This is a genomic window from Geodermatophilus tzadiensis, assembly GCF_003002915.1.
GTDB classification, from domain to species: domain Bacteria; phylum Actinomycetota; class Actinomycetes; order Mycobacteriales; family Geodermatophilaceae; genus Geodermatophilus; species Geodermatophilus tzadiensis.
Genome location: NZ_PVTG01000006.1, coordinates 144,303 through 166,112, shown reverse-complemented (window position 1 = coordinate 166,112; position 21,810 = coordinate 144,303). Strand labels below are relative to the sequence as shown.

19 protein-coding genes and 1 tRNA gene are annotated in these 21,810 nt (G+C 74.5%); 7 read left to right on the top strand and 13 right to left on the bottom strand.

Annotated elements, in window-relative coordinates; translation table 11 throughout:
* Positions 1–18: 18 nt before the first annotated feature.
* Together LY71_RS10470 and LY71_RS10465 are read right to left on the bottom strand one after the other, a co-directional pair.
* Positions 19–675, bottom strand: coding sequence for a maleylpyruvate isomerase N-terminal domain-containing protein (locus LY71_RS10470; protein ID WP_106277051.1), 657 nt, complete (start codon positions 673–675; stop codon positions 19–21).
* A 19-nt stretch (positions 676–694) separates the two neighbouring features.
* Positions 695–1,303, bottom strand: coding sequence for a hypothetical protein (locus LY71_RS10465; RefSeq protein ID WP_211297252.1), 609 nt, complete (start codon positions 1,301–1,303; stop codon positions 695–697).
* Positions 1,304–1,598: 295 nt separating this feature from the next.
* Between LY71_RS10465 and LY71_RS10460 the strand changes: the two genes are divergently transcribed.
* Complete coding sequence (locus LY71_RS10460) at positions 1,599–2,156, top strand: AMIN-like domain-containing (lipo)protein (protein ID WP_106277048.1); 558 nt, start codon at positions 1,599–1,601, stop codon at positions 2,154–2,156.
* A gap of 22 nt (positions 2,157–2,178) precedes the next feature.
* Here the strand turns inward: LY71_RS10460 and LY71_RS10455 are convergent, their stop codons facing one another.
* Together LY71_RS10455 and mca are read right to left on the bottom strand one after the other, a co-directional pair.
* The gene (locus tag LY71_RS10455) at positions 2,179–2,526 is read right to left on the bottom strand and encodes a hypothetical protein (RefSeq protein ID WP_245887815.1); all 348 of its coding nucleotides are present in this window, start codon (positions 2,524–2,526) and stop codon (positions 2,179–2,181) included.
* Positions 2,523–3,410: a mycothiol conjugate amidase Mca gene (gene mca / locus LY71_RS10450; RefSeq protein WP_106277046.1), complete on the bottom strand. Its 888-nt coding sequence runs from the start codon at positions 3,408–3,410 to the stop codon at positions 2,523–2,525. Before mca ends, LY71_RS10455 begins: the two co-directional genes overlap by 4 nt.
* Before the next feature lie 219 nt (positions 3,411–3,629).
* Here mca and greA point away from each other — a divergent pair, with 219 nt between their 5' ends.
* Positions 3,630–4,130, top strand: a complete 501-nt coding sequence (greA, locus tag LY71_RS10445; RefSeq protein WP_106277044.1) for a transcription elongation factor GreA — start codon at positions 3,630–3,632, stop codon at positions 4,128–4,130.
* A 14-nt stretch (positions 4,131–4,144) separates the two neighbouring features.
* Positions 4,145–4,465: an RNHCP domain-containing protein gene (locus tag LY71_RS10440; RefSeq protein ID WP_106277041.1), complete on the top strand. Its 321-nt coding sequence runs from the start codon at positions 4,145–4,147 to the stop codon at positions 4,463–4,465.
* Positions 4,466–4,641: 176 nt separating this feature from the next.
* Here LY71_RS10440 and LY71_RS10435 read toward each other — a convergent pair whose 3' ends face one another.
* From LY71_RS10435 to ilvA, 4 genes are all read right to left on the bottom strand, one after another.
* Positions 4,642–6,702, bottom strand: a complete 2,061-nt coding sequence (locus LY71_RS10435) for a M3 family metallopeptidase (RefSeq protein ID WP_106277038.1) — start codon at positions 6,700–6,702, stop codon at positions 4,642–4,644.
* 211 nt (positions 6,703–6,913) lie between these two features.
* Positions 6,914–7,723 (bottom strand): ABC transporter permease, encoded by an 810-nt coding sequence (locus LY71_RS10430; RefSeq protein WP_106277036.1) that lies wholly within the window; start codon positions 7,721–7,723, stop codon positions 6,914–6,916.
* A complete protein-coding gene (locus LY71_RS10425; RefSeq protein ID WP_106277034.1) occupies positions 7,720–8,718 on the bottom strand; it encodes an ATP-binding cassette domain-containing protein in 999 nt (332 codons plus the stop codon). The genes LY71_RS10430 and LY71_RS10425 overlap by 4 nt, the downstream gene beginning before the upstream one ends.
* Positions 8,719–8,832: 114 nt before the next feature.
* The gene (gene ilvA / locus LY71_RS10420; RefSeq protein ID WP_106277031.1) at positions 8,833–10,047 is read right to left on the bottom strand and encodes a threonine ammonia-lyase; all 1,215 of its coding nucleotides are present in this window, start codon (positions 10,045–10,047) and stop codon (positions 8,833–8,835) included.
* Positions 10,048–10,119: 72 nt separating this feature from the next.
* On the opposite strand from ilvA, the gene LY71_RS10415 reads away from it, so the two are divergent.
* Entirely contained in the window at positions 10,120–11,595 is a 1,476-nt protein-coding gene (locus tag LY71_RS10415; RefSeq protein ID WP_106277224.1) for a sigma 54-interacting transcriptional regulator, read from the top strand.
* Positions 11,596–11,597: 2 nt separating this feature from the next.
* Positions 11,598–13,607, top strand: a complete 2,010-nt coding sequence (locus LY71_RS10410; protein WP_106277028.1) for a VWA domain-containing protein — start codon at positions 11,598–11,600, stop codon at positions 13,605–13,607.
* On the opposite strand, the gene LY71_RS10405 is transcribed toward LY71_RS10410, so the two are convergent.
* On the bottom strand, positions 13,528–15,033 hold the full coding sequence (locus tag LY71_RS10405; protein WP_245887814.1) for a DUF2252 domain-containing protein: 1,506 nt from the start codon (positions 15,031–15,033) through the stop codon (positions 13,528–13,530). The genes LY71_RS10410 and LY71_RS10405 overlap by 80 nt on opposite strands.
* A gap of 68 nt (positions 15,034–15,101) precedes the next feature.
* Between LY71_RS10405 and LY71_RS10400 the strand changes: the two genes are divergently transcribed.
* Together LY71_RS10400 and LY71_RS10395 are read left to right on the top strand one after the other, a co-directional pair.
* Positions 15,102–16,133: an SGNH/GDSL hydrolase family protein gene (locus tag LY71_RS10400; protein WP_106277222.1), complete on the top strand. Its 1,032-nt coding sequence runs from the start codon at positions 15,102–15,104 to the stop codon at positions 16,131–16,133.
* A gap of 124 nt (positions 16,134–16,257) precedes the next feature.
* Positions 16,258–17,478 (top strand): acetyl-CoA C-acetyltransferase, encoded by a 1,221-nt coding sequence (locus tag LY71_RS10395; protein WP_106277026.1) that lies wholly within the window; start codon positions 16,258–16,260, stop codon positions 17,476–17,478.
* A 91-nt stretch (positions 17,479–17,569) separates the two neighbouring features.
* Here LY71_RS10395 and LY71_RS10390 read toward each other — a convergent pair whose 3' ends face one another.
* The 4 genes from LY71_RS10390 to LY71_RS10375 form a co-directional block, all read right to left on the bottom strand.
* On the bottom strand, positions 17,570–18,478 hold the full coding sequence (locus LY71_RS10390; RefSeq protein ID WP_106277220.1) for a Bax inhibitor-1/YccA family protein: 909 nt from the start codon (positions 18,476–18,478) through the stop codon (positions 17,570–17,572).
* A gap of 191 nt (positions 18,479–18,669) precedes the next feature.
* Positions 18,670–20,163, bottom strand: a complete 1,494-nt coding sequence (locus LY71_RS24450; protein WP_146146102.1) for a M20/M25/M40 family metallo-hydrolase — start codon at positions 20,161–20,163, stop codon at positions 18,670–18,672.
* Positions 20,164–20,308: 145 nt separating this feature from the next.
* A tRNA-Leu gene (locus tag LY71_RS10380) sits at positions 20,309–20,382 on the bottom strand.
* A gap of 40 nt (positions 20,383–20,422) precedes the next feature.
* Positions 20,423–21,805: an NAD(P)/FAD-dependent oxidoreductase gene (locus LY71_RS10375; RefSeq protein WP_106277021.1), complete on the bottom strand. Its 1,383-nt coding sequence runs from the start codon at positions 21,803–21,805 to the stop codon at positions 20,423–20,425.
* Positions 21,806–21,810: the final 5 nt, after the last annotated feature.

The following is a 21,810-nucleotide window of genomic DNA, read 5'->3' as shown; positions in this document are numbered from 1 at the left end:
CCTGGTCGGGACGGCGCGCTAACCGAACAGCGGGAACCGGGCGGCGGCGTCTCCCAGCACGGCGCGGTCGGCGTCGGTCAGGGGCTCGCGGCCGGTGCCGCGGCGGGCGGCCGTGGCGTCGTCCCACCCGGCGGGCAGCGGCCCGCCGAGCAGGGCCTCGAGCACCCGCCGCACCTCGGCCAGCGCCGCGGCCGGCGGGCCCGGCCGGTCCAGGTGCGCCACCAGGTCGAGGTGGTGGACGGCGGCCTCGAGGGCGAGCGTGGAGCACAGGTCGCGGGCGCACAGCACCCACCCCTGGGTGCCGAGCAGCTCGTCGGGCCGCGCCCGCCCGGCGGCCACCCCCACCGCCGCGACGAGCTCGGCGTACACGGGTGCCAACTCGGCCAGGCCGCCGGTGGCGCTGGCCCGCACGCGGGTGCGCCAGGCGGTGTCGGCCTCCTGCCCGGCGGTCGGCTGCCAGGACCGCCAGTAGGCGACGGCGTCGGTGGTGGGCGGCCCGCCCGCCGGGGTGGCCAGCGCGACCAGTCCCCGGCGGGCGTCGTCCACCAGGTGCAGGGTGAGGTCGAGGACCGCCCAGCCGGCGCACCCGCTGGGCTGCCACGCCTCCTCCGGCGCCAGGTCGGAGACGGTGGCCGACAGGGCGCCGTAGGTGGACCGCAGCAGCTCCAGGCTCACCCGGGCAGCCTCGCAGAGGTCACGGCTGCGGGCCGCGCCCCCGGACCTCCTCCACCGAGGCCATCGCCTCGCGCAGCTCGGTCAGCCAGCTGTCGGCGTTGCGGCCGACCAGGCGGACCGCCCACACCAGCGCCTCGGAGCGGGAGCGGGCCACCCCGGCGTCGACCAGGGTGTCGAGGACCAGCCGTTCGGGCTGGCGCAGCCGGGTCATCACCGGCACCGAGGCGTTGGTGAACACCTCGCGGACGTCGCCGCACGCGGCGCCCCAGGCCACCGAGCGGCCGTAGCGGGCCTGCGCGGCGTCGGCGACGGCCATGCGCTGCTCGCGGGTGTCCTCGCGGAACCGGGCGATCCGCCCGGCGCGGGCGGCGGCGGGGTCGCCCTCCCCGGCGTCCGGCTCGGCGAGCGAGCCCACGACGGTGATCTCGTCGCGGTCGACGGTGATCTCGACCGGCCCGGTGAACCAGCCGTCGGGCAGCCGCCCGGCGAACCAGCCGGCGACCTCGGCCCGGTCGACCGGCGGCGGGCCCTCGGCGCCGCGGCCACGGCCTCCGGGTCCGCGCCCGCGGAAACCGGGGGCGCCCATCCGGGCGAAGGGGGAATCGGCGAAGCGGTGGTGTCCGTGCACGACGGCCTCCTCGGGTGCGTGTTGATTACACGCTTACACAGTAGCGCTGCTTGCTCGGCCGGGCGCCACGCCGAGAGCGAACAGGAAGGCCGTGACCGCCGGTCATCCGTCGGTGACGGGAGCGCGATGTGCCGGTCCGTGTCGTCCCGATGCCGTCTCACTTGGTGGAGATGTGCCGAGGTGGAGGACGCACGATCGACACCTGTGGGCACTTCCGGCCATGGCATCAGCGGCCGCGTCGGCGGATTCTCTCCCTCGTCCGCACCACCAGCCCCCCTGACCCCGGGAGCACGCCATGAGCACCACCCGCACCCGCACCGCCGTCGTCCTGGCCGCCGCGGCGGCCGCCATCGCCGGCGGCGTCCTGCCCGCCTCCGCCGCACCGGGCTGCAGCACGGCGTGGGGCTCGGTGCCCGAGTCCGTCGTCGCGGACGGCGGCGGCACCCTCGACGACGTCCGCGCCGGCCGGCACGCCTGCTACGACCGGCTGGTCCTCGACCTCGACGGGGTCGACGCGTCCGACGTGTCCTACGACGTCCGGTACGTCCGCGAGGTGTTGCAGGACGGCTCGGGCGTGCCGGTCCCGCTGCGCGGTGCGGCCGACCTGCAGGTGCTGGTGCACACCCCGGCGTACACCGGCGGCGGTGCGGCGACCTACGACCCGGTCGACGACGCCGAGGCCGTGGACGTGGCCGGCTACAGCACCTTCCGCCAGGTCGCGTGGGCCGGGTCCTTCGAGGGCGAGAGCACCGTCGGCCTGGGCGTGCGTGCCCGGCTGCCGTTCCGGGTGACGGTCCTCGACGGCCCGGGCGACGGGTCGCGGCTCGTCGTCGACGTGGCGCACCGCTGGTGAGCCGCGGACGGACCCGCCGGCGTCAGCGCGCCGGCGGGTCCGTCCGGTCGCCGTCCCCGCGCTCCGGGCGCGGGCCCTCGATGGCGCGGGGCGCCCGGCGCAGCGTGTCGAGCAGGTCCTGCCCGGGCTGCCGCGGCGGGTCGACGAGCTCGGCCGGGGTGTCGGGGACGACGACCGCCGGCCCGTCGTCCCCGCGGTCGTCGAAGTCGCGCGGCAGCCTCTTGAGGTGCCCGTTCATCGACCTGACCAGCAGCGCCGCGGCGACGAGCAGCACCAGGACCAGGAACAGGCCGAACGGGCCGGACTTGCCGACGTCCTCGGGCAGCTGCTCGTCGACGGCGAGGACGGCACCGGTCAGCACGGCGTTCACGGGACCGGCACCTCGCTGCGGATGCCGGCGAACAGATCGTCCTCGGGCAGCGTCGAGTCGACCAGCGAGCGGGCCAGCTCGTAGTCCTCGGTCGGCCAGACCCGCTGCTGCAGGTCCATCGGGCAGGCGAACCAGCGGCCGTGGGGGTCGATCTGGGTCGCGTGCGCGATGAGCGCGGCGTCGCGGACCGGGAAGTAGTCGGCGCAGGGCACCCGCGTCGTCACCCGGTGGCTCATGTCGCGGGCCGGGTCCCAGCTCGCCAGCCACTCGGCGTAGGGCGACTCGGCGCCGGTCTCGAGCATCGCCTCGTGCAGCGCCCGCGTGCGGGTCAGCGTGAAGCCCATGTGGTAGTAGAGCTTGCTCGGCTGCCAGGGCTCGCCCAGGTCGGGGTAGCGCTCGGGGTCGCCGGCCGCCTCGAAGGCAAGCACCGACACGTCGTGGGTCTTGACGTGGTCGGGGTGCGGGTAGCCGCCGCGCTCGTCGTAGGTGAGCACGACGTGCGGGCGGAACCGGCGGATGAGCGCGACCAGCGGCGCGGCCGCCTCCTCGGTGGGCACCAGCGCGAAGCAGCCCTCGGGCAGCGGCGGCAGCGGGTCGCCCTCGGGCAGGCCGGAGTCGACGAACCCGAGGAACTCCTGCTCGACGCCCAGGATCTCGCGGGCCCGCGCCATCTCCTCGGCGCGCAGCTGCGGCAGGCGCTCCCACACCTCGGGCCGGTCCAGCGCCGGGTTGAGCACCGAGCCGCGCTCGCCGCCGGTGCACGTCGCCACCATCACCTGGACGCCCTCGGCGACGTACTTCGCCATCGTCGCCGCGCCCTTGCTCGACTCGTCGTCGGGGTGGGCGTGCACGGCGAGCAGGCGCAACGGGTCTGCTTCGGTCACCGGACCAGTGTCCCCCGAGTCGACGACGAGACGCTGCGACCCCGGCCATCCGGACGGGTGGATGTGCTGCTCGTCACTGTGTTCCCGGGTACGTTCGCCGTCCCCGCACCGGGCCCCGGGTCCGTGCGTGGGCCCGTCGGCCGGTGTTAGCTTCGTCGGATCGACGCCGCCGCCTCTCGACCGGGAGGCGGCCCCCGAGCCGCAGCAGGAGTCCCCCGCGTGTCCACCCCCACTGAGAACGAGCAGGGCATCTGGCTGACCCAGGAGGCCCACGACCGGCTGAAGGCCGAGCTCGACCAGTTGGTGGCCGGGCGGCCCGCCATGGCCGCCGAGATCAACGCCCGCCGCGAGGAGGGCGACCTCAAGGAGAACGGCGGCTACCACGCCGCCAAGGAGGAGCAGGGCAAGCAGGAGGGCCGGATCCGCCAGCTCACCGACCTGCTGCGCAAGGCGCGGGTGGGCGAGCCGCCAGCGACGGCGACCACCGCCGAGCTCGGCACGGTCATCACGATCCGCTTCCAGGGCGACGAGGAGACCGAGAAGTTCCTGCTCGGCTCGCGCGAGATCGCCGGCACCACCGACCTGGCCGTCTACTCGCCGGAGTCGGCGATGGGCTCGGCGATCCTGGGCTCGGAGCCGGGCACCTCGGTCACCTACCGGGCGCCCAACGGCCGCGACATCACCGTCGAGGTCGTCGCCGTCGAGCCGTTCGTCCCCTGACCGGGACCCTGCGCGTGGCCCGGTCCCGGCGGGCGGAGAACACCGGCTTCGTCTGCGTGCACTGCGCCGCCGACGTCCCCGCGAACACCGACGGGCACTACCGCAACCACTGCCCGTCCTGCCTGTGGTCGCTGCACGTCGACGACCTGCCCGGTGACCGCGCGAGCGACTGCCGGCAGCCGATGGAGCCGATCGGGCTGGTGGAGAAGTCGGGCAAGGGCTGGCAGGTGGTGCACCGATGCACGGCGTGCGGCCACCGCCAGCCCAACCGGCTGGTCCGCGACGGCGACGCCCCCGACGACCTGGACCTGGTGCTCTCGCTCCCCTGGCTCTGACACTGCGGTCCTACCGGACCGCACCGCGGCCAGGTGCCCGGAAGGACCTCGGTGCCCCCCACGCCTCGCACGCTCGGCGCGGGACCCTGCACCGAGGCCGATCGGCCGGGGAGCCGCTGCGTCGCGCCTGCGCGGACCCCTCCGGGGCCCACTCGGCACGACTGGGCCTGACGGCCCTAGCTGCTCGCCACCAGGCCGCGGCGGCGGAGCAGCGGCGCGGGGTCGGCGTCGCGTCCGCGGACGGCGCGGAACGCCTCCAGCGGGTCCACCGACCCGCCGCGGGAGAGCAGCCGCTCGCGGAAGACGTCGCCGTTCTCCCGCCGCAGCCCCCCGCGCTCCCGGAACCACTCCACGGTGTCGGCGTCGAGCACCTCCGACCAGATGTAGGAGTAGTAGCCGGCCGCGTAGCCACCGGCGAAGACGTGCTGGAAGTACGTCGTCCGGTAGCGGGGCGGCACCAGGTCGAAGGCCACGCCGGCGTCCTCCAGCGCCCGGCGCTCGAACTCCGCCGGGTCGCCGACCTCCGTCTCCGGGGTGATCCGGTGCCAGGCCTGGTCGAGCAGCGTGGCCGCGAGGTACTCCAGGGTCGCGAAGCCCTCGCCCCACAGCCGCGCGGCGTCGAGCGCCTCGACGACGGCGGCCGGCAGCGGCTCCCCCGTCTCCACGTGCCGCGCGTAGGAGCCCAGCACCTCCGGCCACAGCGCCCACATCTCGTTGACCTGGCTGGGGAACTCGACGAAGTCCCGCGGCACCGCCGTCCCGGCGAAGCGCGGGTAGGTGACCGCGGAGCTCAGCCCGTGCAGGGCGTGGCCGAACTCGTGGAAGAGCGTGTCGACCTCGTCGAGGGTGAGCAGCGTCGGCCGGCCCTCCGGCGCGGGCGGCACGTTGAGGTTGTTGACGACGACCGGCCGGGTGCCCAGCAGCCGCGACTGGGAGACGAACGAGCTCATCCACGCCCCGCCGCGCTTGCCCTCGCGGGCGAGGAAGTCCCCGAGGTAGAGGCCGACCGGCTCGCCGTCGGGACCGCCGACCTCCCACACCCGGACGTCGGGGTGGTAGCCGGCCAGGTCGGGGCGCGGGCTGAACCGGAAGCCGTAGAGGAGCTCGGCGGCCCGGAAGACGCCGTCGACGAGCACCCGGTCGAGCTCGAACCACGGCCGCAGCGCCGCGCGGTCCACCGAGTACCGCTCGGCGCGCACCCGCTCGCTGTAGAAGGCCCAGTCCCAGGCCGCCAGGTCGGTCACCCCGTCGCGCGCGGCGACCTCGGCGAGCACCGCGGCCTCCGCGCGGGCGTTGGCCGTCGACGGGCCCACCATCGAGGCGAGCATCGCGTCGACGGCGGCGGTGCTGCCGGCGGTCTGGTCGGCCAGGACCAGGTCGGCGTGGGTGGCGAAGCCGAGCAGCCGGGCGCGCTCGGCGCGGACCCGGACGATGCGGACGGCCACCGGCCCGTTGTCGTGCTCGCCGGACGACGCCCGGGACACCGAGGCCTCGAACACCCGGCGGCGCAGCCCGCGGTCGCGCAGCTTGGCCAGCACCGGCTGGCCGGTGGGCAGCAGCAGCGGGAGCACGTACCCCTCGAGCCCGCGGTCGGCGGCGGCGCGGGCCGCGGCGGCGACCTCCTCCTCGCCCAGCCCGTCGAGCTCGCCGGCGTCGGCGACCCGGACGGCGGCGGCCTCGGTGGCCAGCTGCAGGTTCTGCCCGAACTGCGTGGACAGCTCCGACAGCTCGCGGTTGAGCTCCGACAGCCGGGTGCGGCCGGCCTCGTCGAGGCGGGCGCCGGCGAGGACCCGGTCGAGGTGGGAGCGCTCGACCAGCCGGACCGCCTCGGGGTCCAGGCCGGCGGAGTGCCGGGCGGCGTGGACGGCGTCGACGCGGGCGAACAGCTGCGGGTCCAGCCGCAGCGCGTCGCCGTGCGCGGCCTCCAGCGGGGCGAGCTCGCGCTCGATCTCCCGCAGCCGCGGGCTGGACAGCGACGAGGAGAGGTTGCCGAAGACCGCCTCGGCCCGGCGCAGCAGCACACCGGAGCGCTCGAGTGCCTCGATGGTGTTCGCGAAGGTCGGCGGCTCGGCCGACCCGGTGATCGCGGCGAGCTCGGCGCGCTGCTCGGCCATGCCGGCGAGCACCGCCTCGCGGCAGTGCTCGAGGGTGACGTCGGCGAACGGCGGCAGCCCGAAGGGCAGCGGCGACTCGGCGAACAGCGGGTTGGAGGGGGCGGGGGCGGGCTGGGCGCTCATCGCGGCCCAGTCTCCGCCATGACACCGCGGTCCTACCGGACCGCACCGCGACCAGGAGGCCGGAAGGACCTCGGTGCCCCCCACACCTCGCAGGCTCGACGCGGGCCCCTGCACCGAGGCCAATCGCCGTCGAACCGGACCCGCCGATCCTCGCGGAGGCCTCCGGCCCCCACTCGTCCCGGCGGCGGCTCCGCCGCCGGGACGGGTGGGATCAGCGGGTGGCGGTGCGCTGGTAGAGGCGGACCGACAGCGGCACGAAGACCGCGAGGATGACCGCCGTCCAGATCAGCGTGTAGAGCACGGGGTTCTGCAGCGACCACGCGTCGGGCACCGGGTAGCCGGGCGGCACGTTGCCGAACAGCTCCCGTGACGCGAGGGTGACCGCCGAGACGGGGTTCCACTCGGCGAAGACCCGCAGCGCCGACGGGAAGGTCTCCAGCGGCACGAAGGTGTTGGCGACGAACGTCAGCGGGAAGATCACGATGAAGCTGGCGTTCTGCACCACCTCCGGCGTGCGGACCAGCAGCCCGACCATCGCCATGAGCCACGAGACCGCGTAGGCGAAGGCCAGCAGCACGAGGAACCCGGCGAGCGCCTCCCCGAAGGAGGACCGGATCCGCCAGCCCACCAGCAGGCCGGTCAGCGCCATCACCGCGATGGAGATGACGTTGAGCCCGGCGTCGGCGACCGTGCGCCCGATGAGCACCGCCGAGCGGGACATCGGCAGCGACCGGAACCGGTCGATGAGCCCCTTCTGCAGGTCGTCGGCGATGCTCGCGCCGGTGATCGTGGACCCGAAGACGACGGTCTGCGCGAAGATCCCCGGCAGCAGGAACTCCGCGTAGCTGATGCCCGGCGGCAGCCCGCCGATCGCGCCGCCGAACACGTAGCGGAACAGCACCACGAACATGATCGGCGACAGCGTCGCGAACACGATCAGGTCGGGCACCCGCCGGACCTTGATCAGGTTGCGCTTGGTGATGACGACGCTGTCGGACAGCGTCGCGGACAGCGAGCTCATCGCACACCTCCCGTGGGGACCGGCTCGGCCGGGACCTCGTCGGCGCCCGGGGACTCCTCGGTGGCGTGCCCGGTGAGCGCCAGGAACACGTCGTCGAGGTCGGGGCGGCGCAGCCCGACGTCGAACACCGCGGCCGTGTGGCCGTCGAGCCGGTGCAGCGCGTCGGCCAGCACCTCGGCACCGCCGCTGACCGGGATGCTCAGCCGGCGGGCCTGCTCGTCGACGTGCGGCGCGTCCACGGCGAGCGGCCGCAGCCGCTCCACCATGGCCGGCAGCACCGCCGCGTCGGTCACGGTGAACTCCAGCCGCTGCCCGCCCACCTGCGCCTTGAGCTCGTCGGCGGTGCCGCGGGCGATGACCCGGCCGCGGTCGATGACCACCATCCGGTCGGCCAGCCGGTCGGCCTCCTCGAGGTACTGGGTGGTCAGCAGGATCGTCGTCCCGCCACCGGCGAGGTCGGCGATGAACTCCCACATGCCCAGCCGGCTGCGCGGGTCGAGCCCGGTGGTGGGCTCGTCGAGGAAGAGCACCTGCGGCCGGGCGATGAGCGAGGCGGCGATGTCCAGCCGCCGGCGCATGCCGCCGGAGTAGGTCTTCGCCGGCCGGGTGGCCGCGTCGGTCAGGTCGAAGCGCTCGAGCAGCTCGGTGGCCCGGTCGCGCGACTCCCGCTTCCCGAGCCGGTACAGCCGGCCCACCATCTCGAGGTTCTCGAAGCCGGTGAGGTACTCGTCGACGGCGGCGTACTGGCCGGTCAGCCCGATCAGCGAGCGCACCCGGTCGGGCTCGTGGACGACGTCGACGCCGGCCACCTCGGCGCGGCCGCCGTCGGGCTGCAGCAGCGTGGTGAGGATGCGGACGACGGTGGTCTTGCCCGCGCCGTTGGGTCCCAGGAGGCCGAGGACGCTGCCCTCCGGGACGGTCAGGTCCACCCCGGCCAGCGCCGTGTTGGACCCGAAGCTCTTCTGCAGTCCCTCGACGAGGATGGCGTCGGTCATGCCCGTGAAACTAGGTGTGAGGGCCGACACTTCCCGACTGCTTTTCGCCATCGGCGTACGGAGTCCATGCAGTGTCGACCGGGGCGACACGCAGGAGTCATCGCCCGTTCCGCGTCAGGCCTCCGTGACGGCGAACCCCGCCCGCTCGAGCCCTCCGACGACGGTCCGCGCGTGGTCCGGGCCGCGGGTCTCCAGGACGACGAAGACCTCCACCTGGCCCAGGTCCAGGCGGGTGGCCGTCCGCTCGTGCTCGACCTCGAGGACGTTGGCGCCGGCGTCGGCGAGGACCGCCAGCACCGCCGCCAGCGACCCCGGCCGGTCGGGCACGGCCAGCCGCAGCCGCAGGTAGCGCCCGGCCGCGGCCATGCCGTGCTGGACGACCTTCATCATCAGCACCGGGTCGACGTTGCCGCCGGAGACGACCGCGACCACCGGCGGCTCGAAGGCCCCGGGCTCGGCGAGGACGGCGGCCACCGCGGCCGCGCCGGCGGGCTCGACGACCAGCTTGGCGCGCTCCAGGCAGAACAGCAGCGCCCGGGAGAGGTCCTCCTCCCCCACCGTGCGCACCTCGTCGACCAGGTCGCGGACGTGCGCGAGGGTGAGGTCGGTGGGCGCGCCGACGGCGATCCCGTCGGCCATCGTGGCCACCCCGCGCAGCGGCACCGGGCGGCCTGCCGCCAGCGACCCGGGGAACGCGGCGGCCCCGGCGGCCTGCACCGCGACGACCCGCACGTCCGGGCGCTGCGCCCGGACCGCGGCGGCCACGCCCGACACCAGCCCGCCGCCCCCCGTGCAGACGACGACGGTGGCCACGCCGGGGCACTGCTCGAGCACCTCGGTGCCGACGGTCCCCTGCCCGGCGATCACGTCGGGGTGGTCGAAGGGGTGGATGAACACCGCACCGGTCTGCTCGGCGTGCGCGACGGCCGCGGCCAGCGCCGCGGTCAGGTCGACGCCGACCAGCCGCGCGTCGGCGCCGTAGCCGCGGGTGGCCGCGACCTTGGGCAGCGGTGCCGACTCGGGCATGAACACGGTGGCGGAGACGCCGAGCATGCGGGCGGCCAGCGCCACGCCCTGCGCGTGGTTGCCGGCGCTGGCGGCCACCACCCCGCGCGCCCGCTCCGCCGCGGTGAGCCGGGACAGCCGGACGTAGGCGCCGCGGAACTTGAACGAGCCGGTGTGCTGCAGGTTCTCGCACTTGAGGTGCACCGGCCCGCCGACCCGGTCGGCCAGCGCCCGCGAGTGCTCCAGCGGCGTCCGCCGGACCACGCCCTCCAGCAGCGCGGCCGCCGCCGCGACGTCGTCCCCGGTCACCAGCTCGGCACTCACGGCCGGATCCTCGCAGGCCGGGTGGGCGCGGGCCGTTCCCCGACGGTCCCCGTGCGTCGTACCGTGGCTGAGGTGACGGACAGCGCCTCCCCATGGGCCCCAGCGCAGACCCCACCCGCACCCACGACCCTCGGCGAGCTCCGTGCCCGCGGAGCCGCCTTCCGGCCGGTCAAGGCCGAGATCCGCGCCAACCTGCTCGCCCGCCTCGGCGCGGGCCGGCCCACCCTCCCCGGCATCGTCGGCTTCGACGACACCGTCGTCCCCGAGGTCGAACGGGCGCTCATCGCCGGCCACGACCTGGTCCTGCTCGGTGAGCGCGGCCAGGGCAAGACCCGCCTCATCCGCACCCTCGTCGGGCTGCTCGACGAGTGGACCCCCGTGCTGGCCGGCAGCGAGCTCAACGAGCACCCGCTGCACCCGATCAGCGTGTGGGCGCACCGCCAGATCGCCGAGCACGGCGAGGACACCCCGGTGGGCTGGCTGCACCGCAGCGAGCGCTTCGGCGAGAAGCTGGCCACCCCCGACACCAGCGTCGGCGACCTCATCGGCGACGTCGACCCCATCAAGGTGGCCGAGGGCCGCACCCTCGGCGACCCCGAGACCGTGCACTACGGCCTGGTCCCGCGCACCAACCGCGGCATCTTCAGCGTCAACGAGCTGCCCGACCTCGCCGAGCGCATCCAGGTCGCGCTGCTCAACGTGCTCGAGGAGCGCGACATCCAGATCCGCGGCTACCGGGTGCGGCTCCCGCTGGACCTGCTGCTGGTGGCCAGCGCCAACCCCGAGGACTACACCAACCGCGGGCGGATCATCACCCCGCTCAAGGACCGGTTCGGCGCCGAGGTGCGCACCCACTACCCGATCGAGCTCGCCGACGAGATCCGCCTGCTGACGCAGGAGGCGCAGACCTCGTGGGTGGTCGGCGGCGACCGGCACGACGCGTTCGACGCCCCGGTCGTCCCCGCGCACCTGGTGGAGATCGTCGCCCGGTTCACCCGGCTGGTCCGCGAGTCCAGCCACGTCGACCAGCGCTCCGGCGTCTCCGCGCGCTTCGCCATCGCGAGCCTGGAGACCGTGGCCGCCTCCGCCGTCCGCCGGGCCGCCGTCGCCGGGGAGACCCGGCCGGTGGCGCGGGTGGTCGACCTGCCCGGCGTCGTCCCGGCCAGCCGCGGCAAGGTCGAGTTCGCCGACGCCGGCAGCGACCCGGACGACGACCGGGAGCTGGAGGTGCTCGAGCACCTGCTGCGGCAGGCCACCGCGCAGACCTTCCGCGCCCGCTGCGGCGGGCTGGACCTGACCGGCCTGCAGGAGCACTTCACCGGCGGGGAGACCGTCGAGTCCGGCGAGCTGGTGCCCGGCGCGGCGCTGCTCGGCCAGCTGGGCACCATCCCGCGGCTCGCCGAGCTGCTGGGCCGCCTCGGCGTCCCCGAGGGCGAGGAGTCGGCCGAGCAGGCCGCCGCCGCGGTCGAGTTCGCCCTCGAGGGGCTCTACCTCACCCGCCGGCTGGCCAAGGACACCGACGGCACCCGCACGGTGTACGGGGCCTGACGGTGGTCCGCCGACCCGGGAAGGGCTACCGGTACGGCCGCTGGCGGGGCGGGCCCGACCCGCTCGCGCCGCCCTACGACCTGGGCAGCGCCGTCGACGAGATCGGCGACTCCGTGCTCGGCGGCAGCGGCGTCCGCGAGGCGCTGCGCGAGCTGCTGCGCCGCGGCATGGACGGCCGGCGCGGCCTCGACGAGCTGCGCCGCTCGGTGCGCGACCGGCTGCGGCAGGCGCGCACCGCCGGCCGGATGGACGGCACGCTGCAGGAGGTCCGCGAGCTGCTCGACCGGGCCCTGGAGGCCGAGCGCCGGGCGCTGTTCCCCGACCCGGACGACGCTGCCCGGCTGGCCGAGGCCGAGCTCGACGCGCTGCCGCAGGACACCGCGGGCGCGGTGCGGGCGCTCAAGGACTACCCGTTCCGCTCGGCGGAGGCCCAGCAGGCCTACGACCAGATCCAGGACCTGCTGCGGCGGGAGGTGCTCGACAGCTCCTTCGCCAACATGAAGCAAGCGCTGCAGAACGCCACCGAGCAGGACATGCAGGCGGTCAAGGACATGGTCGCCGACCTGTCCCAGCTGCTCGACGCGCACAACCGCGGCGAGGACACCGACGAGCAGTTCCGCGAGTTCATGGAGAAGCACGGGCAGTTCTTCCCCGACGACCCGCAGTCGGTGGACGAGCTGGTCGACTCCCTCGCCCGCCGGGCCGCCGCGCAGGAGCGGATGATGGCCGGCCTGTCGCCGGAGCAGCGGGCCGAGCTGTCCGAGCTGATGGCGCAGACCATGTCCGACCTCGGGCTGGCCAGCGAGATGGCGCACCTGCAGGACGCGCTGCGCCAGGCCCGGCCCGACCTGCCGTGGGGCCAGCGGGGCCAGGTGCCCGACGGCGAGCAGGCCCTCGGCCTGGGCGACGCGACCAGCGCGGTCGCCGAGCTCGCCGACCTCGAGGCGCTGTCCAACCAGCTCTCGCAGGGCTACGCCGGGGCCTCGCTCGCCGACGTCGACGAGGAGCTGCTCGAGCAGGCGCTGGGCCGCGAGGCCGTCGACGACCTGGCGGCGCTGCGGCAGATGGAGCGCGAGCTGGAGCGGCAGGGCTACCTCAACCGCTCCGACGGCAAGCTGGAGCTCTCGCCCAAGGCGGTCCGCCGGCTGGGTGCGACCGCGCTGCGCCGGGTGTTCGCCACGCTCGACGCCACCGGCCGCGGCGAGCACGACGTCGCCGATGCCGGCGCGGCCGGTGAGCTGACCGGCGGCTCGCGGGAGTGGCAGTTCGGCGACGAGCAGCCGCTCGACGTCGTCCGCACGGTCCGCAACGCGGTGCTGCGAACCGCCGGGGAACCCCACGCCGTGTCGTCCCCACCCACCACCCCGACAGGCCACCGCCGGGTCCGCATCGCCGTCGAGGACTTCGAGGTGGTCGAGACCGAGCGCCGCACCGGGGCCGCCGTCGCGCTGCTGGTGGACCTGTCCTACTCGATGGCGCTGCGCGGCACCTGGGGCGCGGCCAAGTCGACGGCGATGGCCCTGCACTCGCTGGTGACCACCCGCTTCCCGCAGGACGCCATCCAGATCATCGGGTTCTCCTCCACCGCGCAGGTGCTGCGGCCGGAGACGCTGGCCGAGCTGAGCGTGGACACGCTGCAGGGCACCAACCTGCAGCACGGGCTGATGCTGGCCCGCCGGTTCCTGGCCCAGCACCGCGACGCCGAGCCGGTGGTGCTGGTGGTCACCGACGGCGAGCCGACGGCGCACCTGGAGGACGACGGCACGCCGTACTTCTGCTGGCCGCCGATGCCCGAGACGATCGCCAAGACCGTCGCCGAGGTGGAGCGGGTGGCCCGCTCGGGGGCGACGCTCAACGTGTTCGCGCTCGACCCGGAGCCGGGGCTGGTCCACTTCGTGCACGACATCACCGCCCGCGCCGGCGGCCGGGTCTTCACCCCCGACAGCGACCGGCTCGGCGAGTACGTCGTCGCCGACTACCTGCGCACCCGCAGGGGCCGCCGGTCCCGGTGAGGCATAGGAAGCTCTCCCCACGCCCGCGGTGCCCGCGACGTGGGGAGGGCCTCCTATGCCCGGCCCGAGCGGAGCGGGTGGGCGCCGCTGGAGCTGATGCCCGGGTCCGCCCGGCGCGGAAGGCGTCGACGAAGAGCCGGTGGTCCTCCTGCGCCTGCCGCGCGTAGGCGTGCGCGAAGTCGACGAGGTCGGCGACGAACTCCTCGCGGCGGCCGCCGACCATCGCCACGATCGCCTCCTCGGTCTGGAAGTCGACGAGCTCGTGGTCGCTGTCGAGGTCCCCGACGCAGTGCACCTTCGCCGTGGCCCGGCCCAGCTGGGCCAGCACCGGCGCGATCTCCTCGGGCTCGGTGAGGTCGTCCCACTCGAGGTCGACCTCGTAGGGCGAGAGCTCCTGGACGACGAAGCCGACCCCGCCGATCTCGGTGTGGCCGAGGAACTGCGAGGCGTTGGCCTGCAGCGCCCGCTGGCTGACCGCCGTGCGGTGGCCGTGGTGCTCGAAGGAGCCGCTGATGCGCGGGTCGCGGACCACCCGGCTCGGGGCGGCGACGTTGCCCTGCTTGAGGGAGAGGACGACGTCGTTCTCCAGCGCCTGGTCGTAGCCCTCGAGCAGCACGTTGTAGGCGGGCAGGCCCGCGCTGCCGATGCCGAACCCGCCGGTGCCGATGACGTCCTTGACGTCGTAGGCGACGTCGCGGCGGCGCACCGGGGGCACCACCGTGGTCCGCCACCGGTCCAGCGCGGCCAGCACGTGGTCGCGCTCGGCGTCGTCGAGGCGGCGGGTGCGGCCGCCGTCGGCGAAGCGGCGCTGGTAGGACTCGACGACCGTCATCCGGTCCAGCAGCGCACCGCGGGTGCGGGCGGTGGTCTCCAGGATCGCCCGGTGGACCGCACCCTCGGTGTTGGCCGTGGTCAGCGCGAAGGACCGGTCGTCGTCCGAGCGCGTGAAGGCCTCGACCTGGTCGAGGTAGGAGTGCAGGTAGCCGGCCAGCAGCTCGCCGATGACGTCGTCGCCGAGCGCCTTGCGCCAGGCCAGCAGCGCGAAGCTCGCGACGAAGCGTCGCAGGTCCCAGCTGACGTGCCCCACGTAGGCCTCGTCGAAGTCGTTGACGTCGAAGACGATCCGCCCGGAGCCGTCCATGTAGGTGCCGAAGTTCTCCGCGTGCAGGTCCCCCTGGATCCACACCCGCGCGGTCCGCTCGTCGCACCAGCGGTCGTCGAGGACGTCCATGTCGGCGTAGAAGAGACACGCGCTGCCGCGGTAGAAGGCGAACGGGTCGGCGGCCATCTTGCGGAACTTGGTGCGGAAGGCGTCGGCGTCGGCGGCCATCAGGTCGGCGAAGGCGTCGACCAGCACGCCGACGATGAGCTCGCTGCGGTCACCGGGAGTTCCCTCTCCGGCCACCCCTCGGGGGGATTCGGACACGGAGGGCACCGTAGAGGCTCGATAGCCTGCCGGACAGGCGGTTGCACGGCGCGACGACAGGGGTGGCGGTGACCCGAGCGGGCACGGCGAGACGGCTGGCGGCCGGTGTCGCCTACGGGGGCGGTGGGGCCGGCCTGGCCGGCGCGGGCCTGCTCGGCCTGCTCCGCCTGCAGGCCCGTGCGGCCCGCCGCCGCGTCGACGCGCGCACCTCCCGGCAGGACCCGCCCTCCGGCGACGGCGTCTACGGCCGCGGCCGGGGCCGGGCCAAGCCGATGGTGTTCACCGTCCTCGGCGACTCCAGCGCGGTCGGGCTCGGCGTCGACCGCGCCGCCGACACCCCCGGCGCGCTGCTGGCCGCGGCGCTGGCCGAGCTCGCCGAGCGGCCCGTGCGGCTGGTCCGGGTCGCCGTCTCCGGCGCGGAGTCCTGCGAGCTGGACCCCCAGGTCGACCGGGCACTGGCCGAGAAGCCGGACGTCGCGCTGATCATGATCGGCGCCAACGACGTCACCACCCGCACCCGCCCGGCGGTGTCGGTGCGCCACCTCGCCGACGCGGTGCGGCGGCTGCGGGCGGCCGGCGCGGAGGTCGTCGTCGGGACCTGCCCGGACCTGGGCACCATCCGCCCGATCGGCCAGCCGCTGCGACTGCTCGCCCGCCGCTGGAGCCGGCAGATGGCCGCCGCGCAGACCATCGCGGTGGTCGAGGCCGGGGGCCGGACGGTGTCGCTGGGCTCGGTGCTCGGGCCCAGCTTCGCCTCCGACCGGTCGCTGTTCAGCAGCGACGAGTTCCACCCCAGCGCGGCCGGGTACGCGGCGGCGGCCGCGGTCATCCTGCCGGCACTGGCCGACGCGGTGGGCGTGTGGCCGGCCCGCGCCGAGGGCCGCCGCCGTCGGGGCGCCGTCCGTCCGGTGGCCCGGGCCGCCGCGCGGGCCGCCGGCCGGCCGGGCACCGAGGTGCGCGCCACCGAGGTCCGCGGCTCGCAGACCGGGCCGCTGGGCACCTGGGCACGGCTGCTGCGGCGCCGGCCCACCGAGCTGCCCTCGCCGGAGGAGCTGCGTACCGAGGAGGTCCCCGTCGCGCCGGCGCACCGCGGTGCGTGAGCCACGCCACACGGGCGGGACGGTCCCGGGCGTCACCCTCATCCGGCCCGCTACCCGGGAGTAGTTTCCGGGGTGACCCGACACCCGGCACTCCCGGCCGGGCCCGCCTCATCGTGGAGGACCCATGCCCGAAGCAGTCATCGTCGCGACCGCGCGCTCGCCCATCGGCCGCGCGTTCAAGGGGTCGCTGAAGGACTTCCGCCCCGACGACCTGGCCGCCACCATCGTCCGGGCCGCGCTGGACAAGGTGCCGGGGCTGGACCCCGCCGACATCGACGACCTGATGCTGGGGTGCGGCCTGCCCGGCGGCGAGCAGGGCTACAACATGGGCCGCGTGGTCAGCGTGCTGCTCGGCATGGACCACCTGCCCGGCACCACCATCACCCGCTACTGCTCCTCGTCGCTGCAGACCACCCGCATGGCCATGCACGCCATCAAGGCCGGTGAGGGCGACGTCTTCATCTCCGCCGGCGTGGAGATGGTGTCGCGGTTCGTGAAGGGCAACAGCGACTCGCTGCCCGACACCCAGAACCCCGCGTTCACCGACGCCCAGGCCCGGGTGGCCAAGGTCGCCGAGAGCGGCGCGGACTCCTGGACCGACCCGCGGTCCACCGGCGAGGTGCCCGACGTCTACATCGCCATGGGGCAGACCGCGGAGAACCTGGCGCTGCTCAAGGACGTCTCCCGCCAGGACATGGACGAGTTCGCCGTCCGCAGCCAGAACCTCGCCGAGAAGGCGATCGCCGAGGGCTTCTGGGCGCGGGAGATCACCCCGGTCACCACGCCCGACGGCACCGTGGTCAGCACGGACGACGGCCCGCGCGCCGGCACCACCCTCGAGGGCATCTCCGGCCTCAAGCCGGTGTTCCGCCCCGACGGCCGGGTCACCGCCGGCAACGCCTGCCCGCTCAACGACGGCGCCGCCGCGGTGGTCGTCATGAGCGACACCAGGGCCCGCGAGCTCGGCCTGACCCCGCTGGCGCGGATCGTGTCCACGGCGGTCACCGGCCTGTCGCCGGAGATCATGGGCTACGGCCCGGTGGACGCCTCGAAGCTGGCGCTGCAGCGGGCCGGCATGACCATCGACGACATCGACCTCGTCGAGATCAACGAGGCGTTCGCCGCGCAGGTCATCCCGAGCTACCGCGACCTGGGCATCGACATCGACAAGCTGAACGTGCACGGCGGCGCGATCGCCGTCGGGCACCCCTTCGGCATGACCGGCGCCCGCATCACCGGCACGCTGATCAACGGCCTGCAGACGAAGGACGCGACGTTCGGCCTGGAGACCATGTGCGTCGGCGGCGGCATGGGCATGGCGATGGTCCTGGAGCGCCTGAGCTGACCTGAGCCCCCTCCGAACGGCCAGTGGCCCGGCCCCCGCGAGGGGACCGGGCCACTGCCGTCTGCCGACCCCGCTGCAGCGGGGCCCGTGCTCAGTTGTCCTGGAAGTAGGACAGCAGCCGCAGGATCTCCAGGTACAGCCAGACGACCGTGACGAGCAGGCCGAAGGCGATGTACCAGGCGAACTTGGCCGGGGCGCCGCGGCGGATGGCCTCGTCGGCCATGTCGAAGTCGAGCAGCAGCGAGAAGGCCGCTACACCGATCACGACGAGGCTGAAGACGATGGCCAGCGGGCCGCCGTCACGCAGGCCCAGGCCGCCGGGGACGAAGAAGCCGACCACCAGGTTGACCAGCACGAGGGCCAGGACGCCGAACAGCGCGCCCACGACCCAGCGGGTCAGCTTCGGGGTGACCCGGATGGCGCCGGTCTTGTAGACCACGAGCATGCCGGCGAAGACACCGAAGGTGCCGATCACCGCCTGCGTCACGATGCCGGGGTAGATGTTGTTGAACGCCTCGCTTATGGCGCCGAGGGCGACACCGTAGAGCGCGCCGTAGGCCAGGGTGGCCACCGGGTTGGCGATCTGCTTGAAGCTGATGACCAGGCCCAGGACGAAGGCCACGAGCACCGCGGGCAGCGCCAGGCCGAAGGCCAGGTCCTGCGGGAGCAGCGCCCAGGTGACGGCGGCCGAGAGGACCGTGACCAGGAAGGACAGTCCGGTCTTCTGGACGACGTCGTCCATGGTCATGTAGCGCGTGGTCGGCGGGCTGAACGGCTGGCCGGCGGGGGCCGGGGCGCCGTAGCCCTGCGGGGCGCCATAGCCCTGCGGCGCGCCGTACTGCTGGCCGTAGCCGGGAGCGGCGTAGCCCTGCTGGCCGTACGGCTGCCCGTACTGCTGGCCGTAGCCGGGAGCGCCGTAGCCCTGCTGGCCGTACTGCTGGCCACCGCCGGATCCGGCGTTGGCGAAGCCCCGGCCGAAGACCGGGTTGTGGCTGGGCATCGTCATCTCCTCGAGGTGACTTCGTCGGTCGGTGGGCTGCGTCCTCGCACCCCACTCGGTCAGTACAACGCAGCAGGTCGCCCCCGCGTTCCGCACGAGGCGTGCCACCCCGACCGGGTGAGCGGACACCGGGGGCGCGGCACCGTGCGGTGCCGCGCCCCCGGGTCGTCGCGCTCCCTGCGGTGCTCCGGTCAGTTCCCGGCGCCCGGCCCTCCGGCCGCCAGCACGGACGCCGCGTAGGCGATCGCGTCGGCGTTCTCGTCGAGGACACCGAGGTCGAGGTTGTCGAGGTCGTCGCACGCCTGGTGGTAGCACGGGTCGTAGGCCTCGCCCGCCACACCGCCGTAGACCGCGGCCTGCTCCTCGGTCTTCACGCCCTCGGCGCCGGTGAACAGGCCACCACTGGGCACGCCGGCGTCGGCGAAGGCCTGGTAGTCGCTGCGCCCGTCGAACTCGGTGTTCTCGTTGGCCAGGCCCCGGTCGGCGTAGAACTTCTCGAACGTGTCCTCGATCTGCGCCGAGCGCTCGGACACGTAACCGGCCGGGGTGCTCTCGAAGTCCTCGCCGTCGCTGTCGTAGACGAAGCGGACGGGGTTCGGGGAGCCGACCATGTCGAAGTTCAGGTAGGCCGAGATGCGGGCGACCTCCTCCTCCGGCAGCTGCTCGACGTAGTGGGTCGAACCGAGCAGCCCGGACTCCTCCGCTCCCCACCACGAGAAGCGCAGGGTGGCCTGGGGCTCGACCTTCTGCACGTTCTCGGCGAGCTCGAGGACGGCGGCGCTGCCGGTGCCGTTGTCGTTGATCCCCGGGCCCTCGGGCACCGAGTCGAGGTGGGCGCCGACCTGGACGACCTCGTCGGTGCGGCCGGGGAGCTCGGCGACGACGTTCTCCGTCGTCCGCGTCCCGGTCTCCGCGTCGACCGTGAAGGTCACCTCCGTGCCGCCCGCGGCGAGCTCCTGCCCGATCGCGAACGGGACACCGATGGCCGGCAGCACCCCCGGCTCACCGAGCGTCCCCGCGACCAGGCCCTCGTTCTCGGGCGTCCCGCGGTTGACGACGACGACGCCGACGGCCCCCGCCGTCTCGGCGTTGGCCACCTTGACCGCGAAGGTGCAGGTGCCGCGCTGCACGAGCGCGACGCCACCCTCCGGGAACCCGGCGAAGTCCTCGGCCTCGCAGCCGCTCGTGCTGGTGTCGGTGGGGGCCAGCGGGTCCCCGAGGTCGACCGGGACGACCGCACCGCTCGCCGTCCCGACGCCCGAGTACTCGAGGGCGGCGAAGTCGGTGTCGGCGACGTAGTCCCGCGCCTCGGGAGCCGTCCGGCTGAACGTCTGGCCGGTCAGCTCGAAGAAGTCGAAGTCGAACTCCTGCCGCGTGACGTCGTAGCCGGCCGCCTCCAGCCGCTGCTCCACGTAGTCCACCGAGGCGTCGTAGCCGGCGGTGCCCGAGGCGCGGTTGCCGCCGTGGGCCTCCGCGATCTCCTGGAACGCCGTCAGGTGCTCCAGGACGCCGTCGACCGTGGTGCACTCGAGCAGCTTGTCGACCGTGTTGTTGTCGCGGGTCTCGCAGCCGGCGGGCGCGGCCGCCGCCGGCAGCGCGACGACCACGCTGCCCGCGAGCGCCAGGGCGCCGGCGGTGCCGACCATGGCGACCCGTGACCGGCGCGCGGACTGGACCAGACTCATCCGTACTCCCTCGGACGTCGAGTGTGAGCGATCCGTCACTCACTGACCGTCACCCTGTCAAACAGGTCACGGGAGACGTCAAGGCCTGTCTTTCCTCCGGCCGATGGTGTACGGCGCCGGAGGGAGTCCTGAGCCCGGCACACGGTGCCCCCGGTGGGGTTCGAACCCACACTGTGACCCTTTTAAGGGGCCTGCCTCTGCCGGTTGGGCCACGGGGGCGCAGCCCACCCCGGGACCTCGCGGCCCCGAGGTGGTGCGGTCAGCTGGCCTGGGCGCGGTCGGCCCCGGTCGGCGCGGGCAGCTGCCCCGTGCTCCCACCCGCGGCGGCGGTGACGAACTCCCGGCGCGGGTCCTGCAGCTGGCCCAGGGCGATGACCTCGCGGCGGAACACCGAGGCCAGCGTCCAGTCGGCCACCACGCGCGCCTTGCGGTTGAAGGTCGGGACGCGGCTGACGTGGTAGCTGCGGTGCATGAACCAGGCCGGCCAGCCCTTGAGCTTGACGCCGTAGACCTGCGCGACGCCCTTGTGCAGGCCCAGGCTGGCCACCGACCCGGCGTACTCGTGGCGGTAGGGCTGCGGCTGCCGGCCGTGCAGGACGGCGACGACGTTGTCGGCCAGCCGCTTGGCCTGCCGGACGGCGTGCTGCGCGTTGGGCGCGGTCGTGGCGCCCGGCTGGTCCTTGGTCAGGTCGGGGACCGCGGCCAGGTCGCCCGCTGCCCACGCTCCCTCCAGCCCGCTGACCTGCAGCGTCGGCTCGCAGCGCACCCGGCCGCGCTCGTCGAGGGGCAGGTCGGACTGCGCCAGCAGCGGGTTGGGCTTGGTGCCCGCCGTCCACACCAGCGTGTCGCTGGCGAACGCGTCGCCGTCGCTGAGCCGCACGACGCCCTCGTCGGACACCGACTCCAGCCGGGTGTTGAGCCGCACGTCCATCCCGCGGGCGGTGAGCTGCTTGACCGTCCAGGCGGCCATGTCCAGGTCGACCTCGGGCAGGATCCGCCCGGTCGCCTCGACCAGCACCCAGCGCATGTCGCTGGTCGACAGCCGCGGGTAGTAGTGCTCGACGGCGTAGCGCGCCATGTCCTCGAGCTCGGCGAAGGCCTCGATGCCGGCGTAGCCGCCACCGACGAAGGTGAACGTCAGCGCCCGGGTGCGGACGGTGGGGTCGTCGGTCGAGGCGGCGGCGTCGAGCCGGGCCAGCACGTGGTTGCGCAGGTAGATGGCCTCGCCGACGGTCTTGAAGCCGATGCCGTGCTCGGCCAGGCCGGGGATGGGCAGCGTGCGCGCCACGGAGCCGGCGGCCATCACCAGGACGTCGTAGGACAGCTCGTAGGGCGCGCCCTCGGCCGGCACGACCCGCGCCTTCCTGTCGGCGTGCGACAGCGACGCCACCGCGCCGGTGACCACCCGGCAGCGGTGCAGGGTGCGGCGCAGCGGGACCACCACGTGGCGCGGCTCCACCGAGCCGGCCGCCGCCTCGGGCAGGAACGGCTGGTAGGTCATGTGCGGCTGGGGGTCGACGACGACGATCTCCGCCCGACCGCGGGACAGCTTCTTCTGCAGCCGCAACGCGGTGTAGAGGCCGACGTAGCCGCCGCCGACGACGAGGACCACCGGACGGGACGCGGGACCGGGACTGGTCATGGGCC